The organism is Flavobacterium sp. EDS (assembly GCF_020991525.1).
Classification (GTDB): domain Bacteria; phylum Bacteroidota; class Bacteroidia; order Flavobacteriales; family Flavobacteriaceae; genus Flavobacterium.
Genome location: NZ_JAJMOZ010000004.1, coordinates 283,904 through 302,569 on the forward strand (window position 1 = coordinate 283,904; position 18,666 = coordinate 302,569).

14 protein-coding genes are annotated in these 18,666 nt (G+C 33.4%); 6 read left to right on the forward strand and 8 right to left on the reverse strand.

Features of this window, described 5'->3' with window-relative positions; genetic code table 11:
* Window positions 1–119 precede the first annotated feature (119 nt).
* From LPB87_RS08435 to LPB87_RS08465, 7 genes are all read right to left on the reverse strand, one after another.
* On the reverse strand, window positions 120–797 hold the full coding sequence (locus LPB87_RS08435; RefSeq protein ID WP_129540089.1) for a DUF2625 domain-containing protein: 678 nt from the start codon (window positions 795–797) through the stop codon (window positions 120–122).
* A gap of 65 nt (window positions 798–862) precedes the next feature.
* Window positions 863–1,327, reverse strand: a complete 465-nt coding sequence (locus LPB87_RS08440) for a DUF4265 domain-containing protein (RefSeq protein ID WP_230605677.1) — start codon at window positions 1,325–1,327, stop codon at window positions 863–865.
* 23 nt (window positions 1,328–1,350) lie between these two features.
* On the reverse strand, window positions 1,351–1,860 hold the full coding sequence (locus LPB87_RS08445; RefSeq protein ID WP_129540087.1) for an SMI1/KNR4 family protein: 510 nt from the start codon (window positions 1,858–1,860) through the stop codon (window positions 1,351–1,353).
* A 122-nt stretch (window positions 1,861–1,982) separates the two neighbouring features.
* Window positions 1,983–2,972 (reverse strand): aspartate-semialdehyde dehydrogenase, encoded by a 990-nt coding sequence (locus LPB87_RS08450; protein ID WP_129540086.1) that lies wholly within the window; start codon window positions 2,970–2,972, stop codon window positions 1,983–1,985.
* A gap of 140 nt (window positions 2,973–3,112) precedes the next feature.
* Entirely contained in the window at window positions 3,113–3,589 is a 477-nt protein-coding gene (locus LPB87_RS08455) for a hypothetical protein (protein ID WP_129540085.1), read from the reverse strand.
* Window positions 3,590–3,666: 77 nt separating this feature from the next.
* Window positions 3,667–4,044 (reverse strand): large conductance mechanosensitive channel protein MscL, encoded by a 378-nt coding sequence (gene mscL / locus LPB87_RS08460; RefSeq protein WP_129540084.1) that lies wholly within the window; start codon window positions 4,042–4,044, stop codon window positions 3,667–3,669.
* A gap of 85 nt (window positions 4,045–4,129) precedes the next feature.
* Window positions 4,130–6,601 (reverse strand): bifunctional UDP-N-acetylmuramoyl-tripeptide:D-alanyl-D-alanine ligase/alanine racemase, encoded by a 2,472-nt coding sequence (locus LPB87_RS08465; protein WP_230605679.1) that lies wholly within the window; start codon window positions 6,599–6,601, stop codon window positions 4,130–4,132.
* 404 nt (window positions 6,602–7,005) lie between these two features.
* Between LPB87_RS08465 and LPB87_RS08470 the strand changes: the two genes are divergently transcribed.
* On the forward strand, window positions 7,006–7,614 hold the full coding sequence (locus LPB87_RS08470) for a hypothetical protein (RefSeq protein ID WP_230605681.1): 609 nt from the start codon (window positions 7,006–7,008) through the stop codon (window positions 7,612–7,614).
* Here the strand turns inward: LPB87_RS08470 and LPB87_RS08475 are convergent.
* On the reverse strand, window positions 7,609–8,310 hold the full coding sequence (locus LPB87_RS08475) for a porin family protein (RefSeq protein WP_230605683.1): 702 nt from the start codon (window positions 8,308–8,310) through the stop codon (window positions 7,609–7,611). The two genes, LPB87_RS08470 and LPB87_RS08475, sit on opposite strands and share 6 nt — an antisense overlap.
* 996 nt (window positions 8,311–9,306) lie before the next feature.
* Between LPB87_RS08475 and LPB87_RS08480 the strand changes: the two genes are divergently transcribed.
* From LPB87_RS08480 to LPB87_RS08500, 5 genes are all read left to right on the forward strand, one after another.
* Window positions 9,307–9,651 (forward strand): hypothetical protein, encoded by a 345-nt coding sequence (locus LPB87_RS08480; RefSeq protein ID WP_230605686.1) that lies wholly within the window; start codon window positions 9,307–9,309, stop codon window positions 9,649–9,651.
* A 204-nt stretch (window positions 9,652–9,855) separates the two neighbouring features.
* Window positions 9,856–12,063 (forward strand): TonB-dependent receptor, encoded by a 2,208-nt coding sequence (locus LPB87_RS08485; protein WP_230605688.1) that lies wholly within the window; start codon window positions 9,856–9,858, stop codon window positions 12,061–12,063.
* 112 nt (window positions 12,064–12,175) lie between these two features.
* Entirely contained in the window at window positions 12,176–14,296 is a 2,121-nt protein-coding gene (locus tag LPB87_RS08490) for a prolyl oligopeptidase family serine peptidase (RefSeq protein ID WP_230605690.1), read from the forward strand.
* A gap of 574 nt (window positions 14,297–14,870) precedes the next feature.
* Window positions 14,871–15,866, forward strand: coding sequence for a Gfo/Idh/MocA family oxidoreductase (locus LPB87_RS08495; RefSeq protein ID WP_230605693.1), 996 nt, complete (start codon window positions 14,871–14,873; stop codon window positions 15,864–15,866).
* A 296-nt stretch (window positions 15,867–16,162) separates the two neighbouring features.
* A complete protein-coding gene (locus LPB87_RS08500) occupies window positions 16,163–18,607 on the forward strand; it encodes an AsmA-like C-terminal region-containing protein (protein WP_230605695.1) in 2,445 nt (814 codons plus the stop codon).
* The last annotated feature ends 59 nt before the right edge of the window (window positions 18,608–18,666 follow it).

An 18,666-nucleotide genomic window follows, 5' to 3' on the forward strand; every position in this document is an offset into this window, starting at 1 on the left:
ACCCTTGAATTTATAAGAAGAAATATGTTTTCTAAAAGTAGTATTCCAAGATTGTAAGCAATTTTAGTTTTACGCAAAACAATCCCAAACTTGTCATTTTACTATTCTCATTTTACATCTTACCCTTTATAGGCTAATTGCTTTCTCATTTCAATATTAAAATTGAATTGTTCTTCAACTGGAATTTCCTTACGGCTATTCTTGTTTATGTCTTTGCCTTCTTTACTCCAAAGAAACGGAATAAAATTAAAAACGGAATTACCATCTAATCTAGAAACTTCTGCTTGCCAGTTGTTCCATCTTTGGTTGCGGTAAAATTCATCCAAATCATTATTGAAACAAAAAGATAAAAATTCACTGTATGTTATATCAAGTGGCTCATATTCTAAATTGTCTGGAGAAAAATAATATATGTTCCCCAAATCACTTCCCAGATCACCACCATTTAATATAAAAAATCCACCGAGAGCATCATCAGCAATTAATAATAATCTTGGATTTTCTCCAAACTCTTCAGTGAATTTTCCAACATTCCAATCGGGTAAGGAACGATCGAGTTTTTCACTACCTGAGCCTAGAATTCTAATCCAGCCATTATCAACTAATATTCCCCCTGTGCTGAAAATAATTGCACCCATTGGGGAGCGTGTAGAAACCTGAGTTTTATACAATGCTTCTTTTGCTTTAGCATCGTCAACAGTTAGAATTTCTATTTTGTTATTTGCTTCCTTAATCCATTCGGTTACAATTGGCCAACCTGGATCTGTAGTGTTTATTAATTCTTCGACGTCTCTCATTTCACATTTCACATTTCACAGTTTACAGTTTACATTTCACATTTCACATTTCACATCTTACACTTTTAATACCAATGATTATCTGATAAATCAGGTTCAGCATAATTTATAATCTTGTTTTCTTCTAACTCAATTAATTTTTGTCGGATCGGTTCGTATTTTAAAGCTGCTGGAATTTGTATTACAAAATAGTCATTATTGAATTTTTCAGACTCACAGCCAAGTTCATTAAATACTTCACGTAAATCGTTTATTGGCACATTTTTATCTAATACAATAACTTGAATTGTTGAATTTCCTGAATGTTCAATAGTTTGTTTGTAGACTAATTTTTGTTCTGTTTCGTCAAATGTTGCAAAGACAACATCTTCACAAGAAACGGGTGCATAAAACGGAATATTATCCAATTTATACAATCCATTTTCAGCATTAATTGTTGTTGCCCATAACGTTTCTACAGCCGATTCGTTAAGAATATTACTGAAAAATTTAAAAACTATTTTGACATATTTGTCTTGTTCTTCTGCCATTTTATTTAAATGCTATTGTTTTATTATAATTTATCGCCCCATTCGCTTGGGTCAAAAGGTTCGAATTCTCTTTCGGAAAAAGCTTCAGTTAAAATTCCAGAATTGCACAACCAATTTATAGTTTCTTCAAGTGTTTTACCTGCTTTGTATATCATTTCACTATTTCTTGGTAAAATGAAATACTCGTTTTTGTAGAGAATAATTTCGTCACCGTCAAATGTATCTCCAATTCTTACTGAGTCTAAAACCTGCTCTTTTGTTAGAACAGTTGCTCCCTCATCCCAAAACCAATATTCGTTAATTCTTTTTTTCCATGCATCAACAGTGAGTACAATCGTTTCAGGAAGATAGATTCTTACGTAGGTTCCGCCTAGAATGCCGCTTCCGTACGTTACAACATATTCCTTATAATTGTTGTCAAAAGTGATGTTTAAAGTTTGTTCGCAAGCCTGAATGTCTTCATCATCAGCAAGAAACAAGTCGGTTCTGTGGGTGTTGTAATTCGGAATTACTTTATAGTTATCGAAGTTCATGCGTTCTGAGTTTTTAGTAGCTAAGATATGGCTTTTTTTATTGTTGAGAATACTCTTTTTCTACAGAAAAGCCGTAATCACAACTTTGCGATTACGGCTTTTATCAGATATTAGGAGGTGAATTATACCAATTTTGCAGCGACAAGATATTCTGCAATTTGGATTGTATTTGTTGCAGCACCTTTTCTTAAGTTATCAGCAACAATCCACATGTTTAAAGTGTTTGGCTGGCTTTCGTCACGACGAATACGACCTACAAAAACATCATTTTTACCTTCAGCATAAAGAGGCATTGGGTAAGTAAATGTGTCAAGGTTATCCTGAACAACAATACCATCCGTATGATGTAAAATTTCACGTACTTCATTTACATCAAAATCATTTGTAAACTCAACATTTACAGCTTCGCTATGTCCACCAACAACAGGAACACGAACTGCAGTTGCAGTTACAGCAATAGTATTGTCACCAAGAATTTTTTGAGTTTCACGAACTAGTTTCATTTCTTCTTTGGTGTATCCATTTTCTTCAAAGCTATCGCAATGAGGGATAGCATTTCTGTGAATAGGATATTTATAAACCATTTCGCCTTTTACTCCAGCGTATTCATTTTCAAGTTGCTTTACAGCTTTTACACCAGTTCCAGTGATAGATTGGTAAGTAGAAACAACAATTCTTTTGATATCGTATTTTTTGTGCAACGGCGCCAATGTTAAAACCATTTGAATAGTTGAACAGTTTGGGTTTGCTATAATTTTATCTTCTTTGGTTAATGAAGAAGCATTGATTTCAGGAACGATCAATTTTTTTGTAGGATCCATTCTCCAAGCTGATGAGTTATCGATAACGGTAGTTCCTGCAGCAGCAAATTTTGGAGCCCACTCTAATGAAGTTTCACCACCAGCTGAGAAAATAGCAATATCAGCTTTCAAATCAACAGCAGTTTGTAATCCAACAACCGTATAATTAGTTCCTTTATATTCGATTTGTTTACCAACTGATTTCTCAGATGCAACCAAAATTAATTCTGTAACAGGGAAATTTCTTTCTGCCAACACTTTTAGCATTACTTCGCCAACCATACCGGTAGCGCCTACAATCGCTATTCTCATTTTTATATTTTTTATTGTGAATGTTTGTTATTTGAAGTGCAAAAATAGGTATAATGAAGTTGAAAACAAGCGGGTTCACAAAAAACAACAAAATGTTATATTTGTAACAAAAAAGAAAAACCGTTCCCATTTTGAACGGTTTAGTTATCTATATGACCTGCTATGATGTTTTTACGCAAATTTGCCCAATTCGACTCTCCTTCCCAATAATAACATTCAGACATTCTATAATTGTCAAGATTTAATTTGTGGAATTCATTTGCACTGTTATAAGCATCGACGCCAATTTTTCGCAGTATTAAATTTATCTCCCCTTCGTCAATTTTAAGAGCATTTTTATATAGTTCACCGTAAAATTCGAAACTTAGATAAGTAATTATATATTCTTCGAGTTCAATTTCTTTGGCTAAAAAATGAATTAATTCATCACCAAACCGTAAATTCTCATTGCCGGAATAATAATCTAAATTTAGTTTTAAACTCCAACGGAAAAGATGATCTTCGTCTAAAAAAATTATAGCAAAATCGTCTTCAAATGCAACTGCTAATCCATAAAATTTTATCTTATCAATATTAATTGGCATACGCCCAATCAAAGCACTTGTGTCGTGTCCCATTGTGTTTCTTAATTTATTTTCTTTATAAAAAAACCGTTCAGATTTTGAACGGTTTAGATAGACAATAGTGTAGCGGATTATTTCTTTAATAAATCTCTAATTTGAGTCAATAATTCTTCTTGTGTCGGTCCAGCTGGAGCAGGTGGAGGGACAACTTCTTTTTTCTTAGCATGGTTTATTCCTTTGATGATTATAAACAATACAAAAGCAACAATTAAAAAGTTAATTACTGCCGAAATAAACAAACCGTATTTTACACCTCCAAAAGCGGTTAGTTCTTCGATTGTAGATAAATGCGCAGCATCTAATGCAGGCTTTAATAACAACGGAGTAATTACATCTTCGATAAAAGAGCTTACAATTTTACCAAAAGCTCCACCAATTATGACACCGACAGCTAAATCGACCACGTTGCCCTTCATTGCAAATTCCTTAAATTCAGATAACATTCCCATATTTGATATTGTTTTAGTTTAAAATTTTTTCTTACTCGAAAATAAGTAATATTTCGCATATTTTAATTAAATATCGACTAAAATATTATTGACGGAAAAACACACGCTTCACACGTTGCGAAATACTAGTTAAGATTTCATACGGAATTGTTCGTAATTCCCGTGCCATTTCGACTACAGTTGGGCTTTCGCCAAAGATCACCACATCGTCACCTTCTTTACAATCAATGGCACTTACATCAACCATGAGCATATCCATACAGATGTTTCCAACAATACGTGCTTTTTGTCCTTTTATAGTTACAAAGCCCACTCCATTACCCCAAAGTCTGGCAATTCCATCGGCATAACCAATTGGAATTGTAGCGATTCGAGTTTCTTTTTCGGCCATAAAGCGACGTCCATATCCTACGCTATCATCAGCAGGAATAGTTCTTACTTGTGAAATAATCGATTTTAACGTGCTTACATTTTCTAAATATTTTTGTTCAGCAGGATCATTAGAAACTCCGTATAAACCAATTCCTAAACGAACCATATTGTATTGTGCCTGCGGGAAATTACTAATTCCAGAAGTATTCAAAATATGACGAATTGGATTAATATCTAATGCTTCTATTAATTTAGAAGACAATTTTTCGAATAAGTCAATTTGAGAAAGAACAAAATCAAAGTGCTTTTCTTCATCACTTGTAGCCAAATGCGATAAAACACTTTTTACTTCAACAGTTGTATTTCCTTTTAGAGTAGTGATTAATTCATCGAGCGTATTGGCTTCAAAACCCAATCGGTGCATTCCTGTATCTAATTTTATATGAATCGGGAAATGATGTAGTTTTTTTTCGTTAGCAATTTTCAAAAAGGATTTCAGCCCTTTTAAACTATAAATTTCGGGTTCTAATTGGTGCTGAATAATGGCAGAAAAACTAGTCGACTCGGGATTAAGTACCATTATCGGGAGTTTTATACCGCCGTTTTTAAGTGAAATTCCTTCATCGGCGAAAGCCACACCCAAATAATCTACTTTGTGATGTTCGAGTAATTTGGCGATTTCAAGACCGCCATTACCATAACTATATGCTTTAACCATCACCATCATTTTGGTGGTTGGATTTATTTTAGATTTAAAGAAATTAAGATTATGACCAATAGCATTGAGGTTAATCTCCAGAATTGTTTCATGAGTTTTCTCCTCAAGTAATGCTACAATTTCTTCAAACTGAAACGAACGTGCTCCCTTTATTAGAATGGTTTCATTTTCAAAATCTAATGATTCATAATGCGCAATGAATTCGGCAGTATTGGGAAATGTAATGCAATTGGTGAATTTATCTTTAAACGACGAAATGGTTGAACCAATACCAATAACACGGGTTATTTTATTAGATTCGATAAGTTGAGCCACTTTTGAATATAATTCGTCATTTGTAAATCCGCTCTGAAGAATGTCAGATAAAATCACGGTTTTCTTCTTGAATTTATGCTGACTTTCCAGAAAATCTAATGCTATTTTTAGCGATTGAAAATCCGAACTGTAACTATCATCGATTATACTGCAGTTGTTGATTCCGTTTTTTACTTCCAAACGCATTTCTACAGGATACAATAAATGCATTCGATTCTCGATTGTAGCCGAATCGTATTTTAAGTACAACAAAACCATTAGACACGAAATAGCATTTTCTATCGAAGCATCGTCTTGAAACGGAATAGTAAATTGGCTTTTTTCGTTCTTATATCGGTACTCAATTATAGTGCTGTCGTTATGAGTCTCTTTTGTAGAAATTAAAACAGCAGCATGTTTATCCGTAAAACTCCAAGAAAACAATTTTCTGGAATCCAACATATATTCGGCAGCAAATTGTGTCAAACAAGAATGAACAACCTCTGTTTTCTGATAAATAATTACAGGAGTTTCTTTAAACAAAAGTAGTTTTTCATCAATCTTTTGTACAAGATTTAAAAAACCTTCATCGTGTGCCGAACCAATATTGGTAAGAAGTCCGATAGTCGGTTTGATGATTTTTTCTAGTTTATCCATTTCAGAAACGGTAGAAATTCCAGCTTCAAAAATACCTAGATTGTGTTTTTCGTTAATTGCAATAATAGACAACGGAACGCCAACCTGAGAGTTGTAGCTTTTTGGACTTCTTATAATGTTATGGTCAGGACTCAATAAGAAATTAAGCCATTCCTTAACTATCGTTTTGCCGTTACTTCCAGTCAATCCGATAATAGGAAAATCAAAAAGACTTCGATAGTAAGCAGCTACTGTCTGTAAAGCCGTTAGTGAATTTTCGACAACTATATAATTAGCTCTTTGTGTATAATTTTCAGGAATATGTGTTACCACAAAATTATGAACGCCTTTTTCGATTAGATCTGGAATATAGTCATGCGCATTATTGTTTGGTCCGCTTAAAGCGAAAAATAAAGTTTTGGGTCCGTTTTGTAAAGAACGGCTATCAATAGAAAGATGGTCGATGTTAATGTCAGAATTGCCACCAAACCATTTAGCATGAAGTATTTGAATTATGTTTTTAAGATTTATAGGCATCGAATTATGAAGTGTTTTATGTTGGATGTTTTTTGTAAAATGTTTTTTGTAAAATGTGAAATGGTAGTTGTGATGAGTTAGAAAAACATATTGTTGTTTGAAACATTAAAGGTAGAAAAGAGTTTTTTAATATTTTCTTAAAAATGCAATTATTCAAATTGTAAAGTTTGTCTATAATGGAACGCGGATGACACGGTCCCGATAGCTATCGGGATATTAAAGTAAAGACGCGGATAAAAGCGGATTTTTTAAAAATGATAAGATAAAAATCCGTTTTTATCCGCGTTTCGCCTTGGCGAATCTGCGTCATCCGCGTTCCCTTTTTAGTTGCTGTTAAAATTTTGAGCAATTTATAGAAAGTCATATATTTTTTTATATTTGTTCAAGACAATAAAATCAAGCCGTTGAAAAAGATTCTTCCAGCAATTTCTTATTTATTTCATCCATTGTTTATTTCGATGTATGCGAGTATATTTTATCTTTTTTTTAAAGAAGATGCATTTGCCAATGAGGAGAAATTCTTTATACTTTTTCAGATATTAATTATTACGGTTTTGGTTCCAATATTGTTTTTCTTGCTGCTTCGTTCAACAGGAAATGTCGATTCGATTATGATTCATGAAACTTCACAACGTAAGATTCCGTTGGTACTTCATTGTTTTTTAATCATTTTATTGGTTAAGCGTAGTGTCGTGATTATGCGATATCCAGAGTTGCATTTCTTCTTTTTAGGAGCATTGTTTAGTACTATAATTGCACTGGTATTGTCTTTTTTTAAAATAAAAGCCAGTTTGCATATGATAGCCATTAGCGGATTAACGATTTTCGCAATTGGTTTAAGCCGACATCTTCAAGTACCATATATGATGTATTGGGTTGCCTTTTTCATATTAATGAATGGTTTTGTAGCTTCATCCCGTCTGGAAATGAATGCTCATACCAATAAGGAACTCATTATTGGATTGCTGATAGGGATAATTCCGCAAGTACTATTTTTGGTTTTTTGGTTATAATATATAAAAGATTACACCAATATTCATTGTTCTCATATCGATACTTTGAGTACTCGTTTTTGCTGATTTAAATAAAGGTTTTAAACCATAATAGGCATAAATATTCCAGGTATTAAATCCTGCTGACATATACACACCGTATTGGAATTTTTCGAAATCACGATTGTTTTTAATGATTACTTTTTGTTCTGAATCTTTGTAAACAGAACGGTCAAATAAAACATAACTAAATTTTATACCGCCGTATATTCTCCAGAATTTATAGCTCTCAAATGTTGAAGTTCGCCATCTGAATTCAATAGGGAAATCGACTAAGTATTGAGTGAATTTGTTTGAGTTAACATTAGAATAATTTATTACATTATAAATAGGAGCATCACTAGTTCCCGTTATTCCAATATTTTGAAAGTAATTTTTGTAACTCAAACCTAAACCAGCTGCAATTGCAATATTTCGGTTTTTGTTAATAGGCATATCTCTTAGAAAACCAAAGCTTAATCCTGCTGAAAATTTCTTTTGTGATAATCCTTCTGGAGCATTGTTCAATGCATTATAGGTAACCGCAAAATAAAACTGATCTTCTCGGTATAGAGAATCAATCTTTACTTTTGGAGCCTCAGTAGCAGGAGTCTTTTCTTCTTGAGAAAAAACATTTAGAAACGATACTAAAAATAAACAACTAAAAAATAATCGCATATTGGATTTTGGTTTTAATGATTGTTCCAAGAGTATAGGGGGATTTTAGTATTATGAAATAAACTATACAAATATAAGATTTTGGAGGTTCAGTTGTGATTTGATTGCGGTTAATTTTTTTGCCACTCCCGATAGCTATCGGGATAGAGGATTAAATGGATTTAAAAAAGGTTACCACAAATTGCTCAAATTAACACAAATGTTTTTTTGAGAGTAAAAGCTACACATATAGCATTTAAACTCTAAAGACAAACAAGCCACAATATTGTCACCCTGACGAAGGAAGGGTCTCCACGAGTTACTCGACAAAGTTTATGGTCCTTCGATTCCGCTCAGGATGACAAGATTGAGGAAAAGCTTTGCGACCTTTGCGATTAATTTTTTCATCACAGATTAAAAAAGGTTACCACAAATTGCTCAAATTAACACAAATGTTTTGTTGAGAGTAAAAACTACACATTATAGTATTTAAACTCTAAAGACAAATAAGCCATAATATTGTCACCCTGACGTAGGAAGGGTCTCCACAAGTTACTCGACAAAGATTATGGTCCTTCGACTCCGCTCAGGATGACAAGATCGAGGAAAAGCTTTGCGACCTTTGCGATTAATTTTTTCATCACAGATTAAAAAAGGTTACCACAAATTGCTCAAATTAACACAAATGTTTTGTTGAGAGTAAAAACTACACATTATAGTATTTAAACTCTAAAGACAAACAAGCCACAATATTGTCACCCTGACGTAGGAAGGGTCTCCACGGGTTACTCGACAAAGATTATGGTCCTTCGACTCCGCTCAGGATGACAAGATCAAGGAAAAGCTTTGCGACCTTTGAGGTTAATTTTTTCATCACAGATTTAAAATTTTATCAGCTTTTCAACTAATTTTTTTAGTAGACAATAAAAAAACTTTGAACCTTTGCAACTTAGTGCCTCAGAACCTTTTTCCTATAGTGTTCATTTCGCTTACATGTTTTTTATACCTTTGTAGCGCATGAAAAGAAAACAGCTCATAATAAGTATTTCTTTGACGATGACGGTATTGTTCTCAATGCTGTTTCAGTCATTCCATAGTTATGAGCATATTGTTCAAGAGTTTTCAAAAAAACAATGTCATCACGAGTATAATGTAACAAATACCGAAATAACGCATCAGCACCATAATTTAGATTATTGCTATGTGTGTCATTTTGCAATAAGTAGTTATATAACACCTGAAAGATTTACTTTTCAGTTACCCGTTTTTCATGATGAAATTCCTTATTTCTTCACCTTTTCGGAAACAGCTATTTCATTTTCCGGAAGTTTATACTCCCTTCGAGGCCCTCCTATAGTTTAGATTTTTGGTATCCGATATTTTCGGAATACAACGTATTTACCCAGTTTTGATTTTTATAAAAATCAAACAAAATTTTCGTTTATAGATTCGAATGGTAAAAATGGTTTACCAATTCTGATAGTTATCGGAGTTGTTGAGCGTATTTATACAATTTTTTGAGTTTTTTTTAAATGGAGAAATCATCTAACTATAGTATCATTTACAATGAAAAAAATCATAATAGCCCTAATTTTAGGGTTCTCGGGCTTACTTAATGCCCAAAATACAGTTTCAGGAACCGTAACCGATTTGCAAAATCAACCCGTTCCAGGAGTTTCAGTTTATGTTTCAGAACTACATAAAGGAACTACAACCGACGAAAATGGAAAGTACAGCTTAAATAATCTTCCAAAAGGAGGACTGCGTATCGCATTTACGTTTGTAGGGTATACAACTCAAAATAAAAACATCGAAAAATTATTAAAAGAGAACACCTTGGATATCTTGCTTACGCAAGCAGCCTTTGAAATGGATGAGGTAATTGTGTCAACAGCTTTTAGCAAATTACAATCACAAAATGTAATGAAAGTGGAACATGAAACCATTAAAACATTACAGCAAAAAGGGACTTCAACATTAATAGAAGGGTTAGCAACAATACCGGGAGTTTCTCAAATTTCTACAGGAACTTCTATTGGTAAACCCGTAATTCGAGGATTAAGCGGAAACCGTGTTTTAGTTTATTCGCAAGGAGTTCGATTAGAGAATCAACAATTTGGAGACGAACATGGATTAGGATTAAATGATTCAGGGGTCGAAAGTGTTGAGGTTATAAAAGGGCCAGCATCTTTATTATATGGTTCAGATGCTTTGGGAGGAGTTTTGTATTTTAATCCAGAAAAATTTGCTGATGCAGGAGATTTTAAGGCAAATTTCAGTCAGAAATATTTCACCAATACACAAGGAAGTAATTCTTCAATTGGGTTAAAAACATCTACAGAAAACTGGAAGTTTTTAGCACGTGGAAGTTTTAATTCACATTCTGATTATAAAGCAGGAGATAGTGACCGTGTGACAAATACGCGTTATAACGAAACCGATTTTAAAACCGGAATAGGATATAGCAATTCTAGTTTCTCAAGTGTTTTACGTTACAATTACAATAAATTAGATTTAGGAATTTCAGAAGAAGGATTTGGAGAACAAACAACAACAAAAAATACAGAGTTTCCTAGACAAGGAGTTTTTAATCATTTGTTGAGTTTGAATAATGTGTTCTTTTTTCAGAATTCAAAATTAGATGTCGATTTAGGATATATCACAAATGACAGAAGTGAGTTTGAAGATAGTAATGAAGCTGCATTGCACATGAAACTGAAAACATTTAATTACAATGCAAAATATCATTTGCCTAAAATGGGAAAAATAGAAACCATTGTTGGAGTTCAGGGAATGCACCAAACCAATGCTAACTCGGGGGAAGAATATTTAATTCCAGATGCAACAACAAATGATTTTGGAGTTTTTGGAACAGCAAACTATGAGTGGAAAAGTAATGTGTTACAGGCAGGATTACGTTTCGATAACCGAAATGTAACTTCGATTGCACACGGAACAGAAGGAGAAGAAGGCTATTTTCAGGCATTAGACAGATCGTTTGATAGTTTCAACGCATCGTTGGGGTATAAAACCAATCTTGCAGATAATCTGACAATGCGTTTGAATGTTGCTTCAGGATTTAGAGCACCAAACTTAGCAGAACTAACATCAAATGGAGTACATGAAGGAACAAATCGTTATGAAATTGGAAGTGGCGCTTTAAAAACAGAGCAAAACGTACAAACCGATTTGAATCTGGAATATAAAAACAGCCATTTTGAGTTTTTTGTAAATGGATTTTATAATCATGTAAACAATTATATCTATACTTCGCCAACAGGAGAAATAATCGATAACAATGATGTTTTTGCTTATGTACAGGACAATGCTAAATTGTATGGTGGAGAGATTGGATTGCATTTTCATCCACATCCATTAGATTGGTTGCATTTTGAAACTAGTTTTGAAACTGTAACGGGTAAAAAACAAAACGGAGATTACCTGCCATTAATTCCTGCAAACAACTGGAATAACACAATAAGAACCGAGTTTAATATTAAAAACTGGTTCCATGATGGATTTGCTACTTTAAATGTAAGTTCTACTTTTAATCAGGATAATGTAAGTGGTTTCGAAACAGCTTCAAAAGGATATTCATTAGTTAATCTAGGTTTTGGAGGAACAGTGAAATTTGGTAAAACTGCTTTTGATGTAAATATAAACGGAAATAACTTATTCGATAAAAAATACATTGCGCACTTGTCTCGATTAAAAACTGATGGGATTCCTAACATAGGACGCAACATAGTTTTAGGAGTTAACTTCGATTTGTAAGATAATAATTCCTAAAGAAGACCTCTAAAAGCGCTAACGATATAGTTGGCGGTTTTTATATTAATTAGATAGAAAAAATAACTATTTTTGTTACAAACCAAATATTATAACAATGAAAAAAATTAGTATTCTAATGGCTATAACTGCAACTACAGTGGCGTTTGGACAAAGTCAAAAATCAAACTCAATAAAATACCCTGAGACCAAAAAGGGAGAAACTATTGATACCTATTTTGATGCTAAAGTAAGCGATCCATATCGTTGGCTAGAAGATGATAAATCTGCAGAAACAGCGGCTTGGGTAAAAGAGCAAAATAAAGTTACCTATGCGTATTTAGACCAAATTCCTTTTCGTGATGAGTTAAAAAAACGAATGGAAAAGTTATGGAACTATGAAAAAATTGGAGCTCCTTCTGTAAAAGGAAAAGCAACATATTATTCTAAAAATAATGGATTGCAAAACCAATCTGTTGTATATAGAAAAGGACAAAATGGAAAAGATGAGGTTTTCTTAGATCCAAATACATTCTCAAAAGACGGAACCACATCGTTAGGAGGATTGGATTTTACTAAAGACGGAACCATAGCTGCATATTCTATTTCTGAAGGAGGAAGCGATTGGAGAAAAGTAATTATCATTGATGCACAAACTCGTAAAATATTAGAAGATACAATCGTAGATGTAAAGTTTAGTGGTATTTCTTGGAAAGGAAACGAAGGATTCTACTATTCTAGTTACGATAAACCAAAAGGAAGCGAATTGTCTGCAAAAACAGATCAGCATAAATTGTATTTCCATAAATTAGGAACAGCTCAAAAAGAGGATAAAGTTATTTTTGGATTAGATCAAAAAAGAAGATATGTTGGAGGTTATGTAACCGATGATATGAAATATTTAATTATCACAGCAGCTAATTCTACTTACGGAAACGAGTTGTATATTAAAGATCTAACTAAAGAAAATAGCCCAATTGTTACTATTGTAGATAATTTTAAAAGTGCCAATTCAGTAATTGAAAACGAAGGATCTAAATTGTTTATTCAAACCGATTTAAATGCACCAAACAAGCGTATTGTAACAGTTGATGCAAATAATGCAAAACCAGAAAACTGGAAAAACTTTATCGCAGAAACAGAAAATGTATTGTCTCCATCAACTGGAGGAGGTTATTTCTTTGCACATTATATGAAAGATGCTGTTTCTTCAGTAAAACAATATGATTATACTGGGAAATTAGTTAGAGAGATAAAATTACCAGCAGTAGGAACAGCAGGTGGTTTTGCAGGAGAAAAAGATGATAAAGTAGTGTATTACTCATTTACAAATTACACCACTCCAGGAACTATTTATTCTTTTGATGTTAAGTCTGGAAAATCAGGAATTTATCAGCAGCCTAAAGTTGATTTCAAAAGTGCAGATTACGAATCAAAACAAGTATTCTATACGTCTAAGGATGGAACAAAAGTTCCTATGATAATCACTTATAAAAAAGGATTAAAATTAGACGGTAAAAACCCAACTATTTTATATGGTTACGGAGGGTTTAATGCAAGCTTAACGCCATCATTTGGTATTGCTAATGCAGTTTGGATGGAAAATGGAGGAGTTTACGCAGTTCCAAATCTTCGTGGAGGTGGAGAATACGGTAAAAAATGGCATGATGCAGGAACAAAAATGCAAAAGCAAAATGTATTTGATGATTTCATCGCAGCAGCAGAATATCTTATTGCTCAAAAATATACCTCTTCAGATTTCTTAGCGATTCGTGGCGGTTCAAACGGAGGATTATTAGTAGGAGCAACAATGACACAACGTCCAGAATTAATGAAAGTGGCGTTGCCAGCAGTAGGAGTTATGGATATGTTGCGTTACCATACATTTACTGCAGGAGCAGGATGGGCATACGATTATGGAACGTCTCAGGATAGCAAAGAAATGTTCGAATATATCAAAGGATATTCACCAGTTCACAATGTAAAAAAAGGAGTTCATTACCCAGCAACTATGGTAACTACAGGAGATCATGACGATAGAGTAGTACCAGCACATAGTTTTAAATTTGCAGCCGAATTACAGGAAAAACAAACAGGAGATAATCCAGTTTTAATCCGTATCGATGTAAAAGCAGGACATGGTGCAGGAAAATCAGTAGCAGCTACAATTCAGGAAAATGTCGATATTCAGGCATTTACATTGTACAATATGGGATTTAAAGCATTACCTAAAAAGTAATTTAAATAATTTTTCAGCCACAGATTAAGATTAATTTATTTGGGGCTAATTTAATACTAACACGGATTTCACTAATTAACACTAATTAGAGAGATCCGTGTTTTTTTGTACAATACAATTAAATCATTTTAATCCTTTAAATCTGTGGCAAGAATTAACCGCAAAGAGCGCAAAGTTTTAAAATCATTTTAATCCTTTAATCTGTGGCAAAATTAACCGCAAAGTTCGCAAAGATTTACACATAGAGCGCAAAGATTTAGAATCCCTCTAATCCTTTTAAATCTGCGAGAAAAATAATTCGGACTAACTATTTTAAATCCTTTATCCCGATAGCTATCGGGAGTGGTAAAAGATTAACTGTAGAGTTTTTAAAATTCATAGCTTATTTTTAATGTTTCTCGCAGATTTTGCAGATTTAGGCCGATTTAATTCGCAAAAAAATCAGTGCGCATCCGCTCAAATCCTTTTATCCCGATAGCTATAGGGAGCAGTGAAAAAATAATCCACGAATTGGTGACTAGCTTTTTTAAGCAATTCTTTTCTCTTAAATTTGGAACAACTAAAAACCAAAAAAATGGAAATTGTTAGATGGGGAATTATAGGCTGTGGTAATGTAACCGAAGTTAAAAGCGGACCAGCGTTTCAAAAAGCAAAAAACTCAGCTCTAGTAGCAGTAATGCGCAGAGATGCTACCTTGGCAGCGGATTATGCTAAACGCCACAATGTACCCAAATGGTATTCGAATGCTGTCGATTTGATAAATGATCCAGATGTCGATGCTGTTTATATAGCAACGCCACCATCATCACATAAAGAATATACGCTTTTATGTGCCAAAGCAGGAAAGCCCGTTTATGTCGAAAAACCAATGGCACTAAATTTTGAAGAATGCAACGAAATGATACAAGCTTGTAAAGCGAATAATGTGCCATTATTTGTAGCTTATTATCGCAGATGTTTACCACGTTTCCTAAAGATAAAGGAATTAATCGATAACGGAATCATAGGAACACCAAGACATGTAAACTGTGTTTTGTATCATTCTTTTGAAGCAAGATACGACGACGAAATCAATTTGCCTTGGACAGTTTTACCACATATTTCAGGCGGTGGAATATTTGTTGATTTAGCATGTCATACATTAGACTTTCTAGATTTTGTTTTTGGACCAATTAAGTCGGTTCGAGGTCATGCCACATCACAACTTATGGCATATCCAGCAGAAGATAGTGTTTCGATGTCGTTTCTGTTTGAAAACGGAATTCACGGTACAGGACTGTGGAATTTTGGTAGTCACAAACGACATGATATTGTCGAAATTGTAGGCGATAAAGGTAAAATTTCCTTTTCAACTTTTGGCAACGATCCAATACAGCTCGAAGATAAAGACGGAAAAATAGAAAGCTTCCCGATAGAGAATCCGTTGCATATCCAACAGCCACTTATAGAAACCGTAGTGCAGGAAATTCTAGGCGCTTCTGGTTGTCCGTCTAATGGAATTTCAGCAGCGAGAACCACTTGGGTAATCGATGAAGTTTTAAAAGGATTTAGAGAAGGATATAAAAAGTAATAAGTGTGAGAGGTGAAAAGTTAGGTGTGAGATGTGAAAAGTATATTGTGAGATGTAAAGAATAAAGAGTAAAGAATAAAGAGTGAAAAGTAGAGGTTAAGTAATTTTGATATACTATACATCATACATCCCACATTTCACATCTTACATCCCACATTTCACATCCCACATTTCACATTTCACATCATACATCTTACATGCCACATCCCACAATAAAGGCGCTTTTCTGTAAGTAAAAGGTGTTATTTCTGCTGTTTTAGATTATCTTTAATATTCCTATAAAAATCTACGCTTAAATGAAACATTTTCTTCAGTCGGCTCATTTTAAAAAGTATGCCAAACGCATTATTTTCTTTTTCTTAGGACTCATTGGTTTGGTATTAATAGCATCAGGCGGATTGGCGTTTTACTTTAGTCATAACAAAACCGAAATTGTTTCTAAAATAAATAATAAGATAAACGACAATATCAGTGGGGCAATTGATATAGGAGATATTCAGTATAAGTTTCTTACGGGATTTCCTAATCTTACATTGGCATTAAAAGATGTTAATCTAAAAGATAGTTTGTGGGCTGAACACAAAAGAACATTTCTAGTGGCAAAAGAAATAGAAGTGCGATTAAATATTATGAGTTTACTATCTGATAAAATAGACTTTCATAAAATCGAAATAAATGATGCAACACTCGATTTGTACAACGGCCCAAACGGAATAACAAACACGGACATCTTCAGAAAAAAAACTAAAAAAGAAGAAAAAACCAACACTAAAACAACATTGATTGATGAAATAAGCATGACCAATGTGCATTTTATTTCTGAAAACAAACCACGAAATAAATTATTCGATTTTGAAGTAATGGCCTTAAAAGCCAAAATTAATTACGATGGGAATAATTGGAACACCAATCTTTTTGTAGATACAAATGTAAAAAGTATGGCATTCAATACCGAAAAAGGAAGCTTTGCCAAAGACAAACGAATCAGAGGAATTATTGCAGCGGTATACAAGTCAGATCAAAACAAAATTACAGCCAATGTAGATGGACTCGAAATAGGAGGAGATAAATTTGATGTTAAATCCAGTTTTGATGTAGGTAATGAACCCAGTTCCAATTTCTTGATTGAAATAAAAACAAAGATTCTCTGGAAGGATGCAACCAATTTATTGGCAAATAATATTAGTTCAAAACTAAAATTCTATGATTTAAAAAAACCGATAGATGTAACCTGCATTCTCGATGGAGATTTTAATGCCGAAGGCGATCCTAAGATTAATGTAACAGCCGTAGTAAAGAATAATGAATTGCATATTCCAGATGGATCTATCTCAGATTGTAGCTTCAATGGTAAGTTTACAAACATATTCAAAGAAGAGCTAGGATGTGAAGATGCAAATTCGGCGGTGATAATAAAAGATTTTAAAGGAGCCTATAACAAAATGGCGTTTGTAATTCCGGATGCAATGATTCATAATTTTGATAAACCAGTAGCGACGGGAATTTTAAATGCCAATTTTGAAGTTGAAAAACTCAACAGTATAATAAATGCCGATTTAATGCATTTTTCTAACGGTCAAGCTAAAGTTGATTTTAAGTTTGAATGTGATATCGTTGATTTATATTTCAGAAAACCAAAATTTATAGGAAGTGTTCGCGTTGCAAATGCTAGTTTAAAGTACGTTCCTAAAGGGCTTAATTTTGAAAAAACAAACATTCAGTTAGATTTTACCGAACAAGCACTTTTGATTAAAAAATTCGTGTTTAAAGATCGTCATAATACAGTTTATGTAGAAGGAAGAGTCGATAATTTTTTGAATCTGTATTATGATGCTCCCGAAAAAATGTTAATCGATTGGAAGATTTATAGCCCGAGTATCGATGTGAAACAATTTATAGGAGTTATTGCCGCAACGCAAAAAAAGAAACAAGTTGCAAAAAAGACAGCCAGTCGGGAGAGTTTCTCAGATCAGCTTCATACCGTTATAAATAAATGTCAGGTAGTATTGCAACTTAATTTAGATAAGTTAGTCTATGGAAAATTAACCGCTTCAAATGCTAAAGCAACTATTAAATTAACGAATTCCAATGTAACAGTACATGATGGATTTCTGAAAACATCAGGAGGAGCAGTAGCTTTTTCGGGAGTATTGAGTCCTAAAGGGAATAAGTACAATCTTCAATCTAATGCGCAGGTTAATGATGTAGATATTACCAGTTTCCTAACATCATTTAATAACTTCGATATTAAGTCATTTGATGCAAAAGATATAAAAGGAAAACTAACAACCAAAGCAAATATTGGAGGATTAATGGATGCTCAAGGCAATTTAGTGCCCAAATCGGCAACTGGAAATGTTAGTTTTAAAGTCAATAACGGCGCTTTGGTAAACTTTGAGCCAATTGTAAAAATCGGGAAGTTTGCCTTTCCGTTTCGTGATGTAAAGAATATCACATTCAGCGATTTGTCAGGAAACCTTGTTTTAAGAGGACATGATATCGATGTCTTGGATTTAAGAGTAAGCTCGAGTGTTCTGAATTTTGATGTCGAAGGAGTTTATTCTATTGACAACAATACCAATCTAGCGATGACAGTTCCACTCCGAAATTCTAAAAACGATGCCAAACTAGCCACCAAAGCCGAACGCGACGCCATTCGCAACAGAGGAATTGTTTTGCACTTACTAGCAGTTGATGATGGAGGCAAAATCAAAATTAAATGGGGGAAAAAGGATAAGTAAGGATATCTTATAATTGAAAAAATAACTTCAAATAAGAATAATAAAATCTATATTTGAAT

What these genes read in the sequence shown, in the direction of transcription:
- LPB87_RS08495 (WP_230605693.1), top strand. Translation starts at nt 14,871, where the DNA reads ATGGAAATTGTTAGATGGGGAATTATAGGCTGTGGTAATGTAACCGAA.
- LPB87_RS08440 (WP_230605677.1), bottom strand. Translation starts at nt 1,327, where the DNA reads ATGGCAGAAGAACAAGACAAATATGTCAAAATAGTTTTTAAATTTTTC.
- LPB87_RS08455 (WP_129540085.1), bottom strand. Translation starts at nt 3,589, where the DNA reads ATGGGACACGACACAAGTGCTTTGATTGGGCGTATGCCAATTAATATT.
- mscL (WP_129540084.1), bottom strand. Translation starts at nt 4,044, where the DNA reads ATGGGAATGTTATCTGAATTTAAGGAATTTGCAATGAAGGGCAACGTG.
- LPB87_RS08490 (WP_230605690.1), top strand. Translation starts at nt 12,176, where the DNA reads ATGAAAAAAATTAGTATTCTAATGGCTATAACTGCAACTACAGTGGCG.
- LPB87_RS08475 (WP_230605683.1), bottom strand. Translation starts at nt 8,310, where the DNA reads ATGCGATTATTTTTTAGTTGTTTATTTTTAGTATCGTTTCTAAATGTT.
- LPB87_RS08465 (WP_230605679.1), bottom strand. Translation starts at nt 6,601, where the DNA reads ATGCCTATAAATCTTAAAAACATAATTCAAATACTTCATGCTAAATGG.
- LPB87_RS08435 (WP_129540089.1), bottom strand. Translation starts at nt 797, where the DNA reads ATGAGAGACGTCGAAGAATTAATAAACACTACAGATCCAGGTTGGCCA.
- LPB87_RS08500 (WP_230605695.1), top strand. Translation starts at nt 16,163, where the DNA reads ATGAAACATTTTCTTCAGTCGGCTCATTTTAAAAAGTATGCCAAACGC.
- LPB87_RS08485 (WP_230605688.1), top strand. Translation starts at nt 9,856, where the DNA reads ATGAAAAAAATCATAATAGCCCTAATTTTAGGGTTCTCGGGCTTACTT.
- LPB87_RS08450 (WP_129540086.1), bottom strand. Translation starts at nt 2,972, where the DNA reads ATGAGAATAGCGATTGTAGGCGCTACCGGTATGGTTGGCGAAGTAATG.
- LPB87_RS08480 (WP_230605686.1), top strand. Translation starts at nt 9,307, where the DNA reads ATGAAAAGAAAACAGCTCATAATAAGTATTTCTTTGACGATGACGGTA.
- LPB87_RS08445 (WP_129540087.1), bottom strand. Translation starts at nt 1,860, where the DNA reads ATGAACTTCGATAACTATAAAGTAATTCCGAATTACAACACCCACAGA.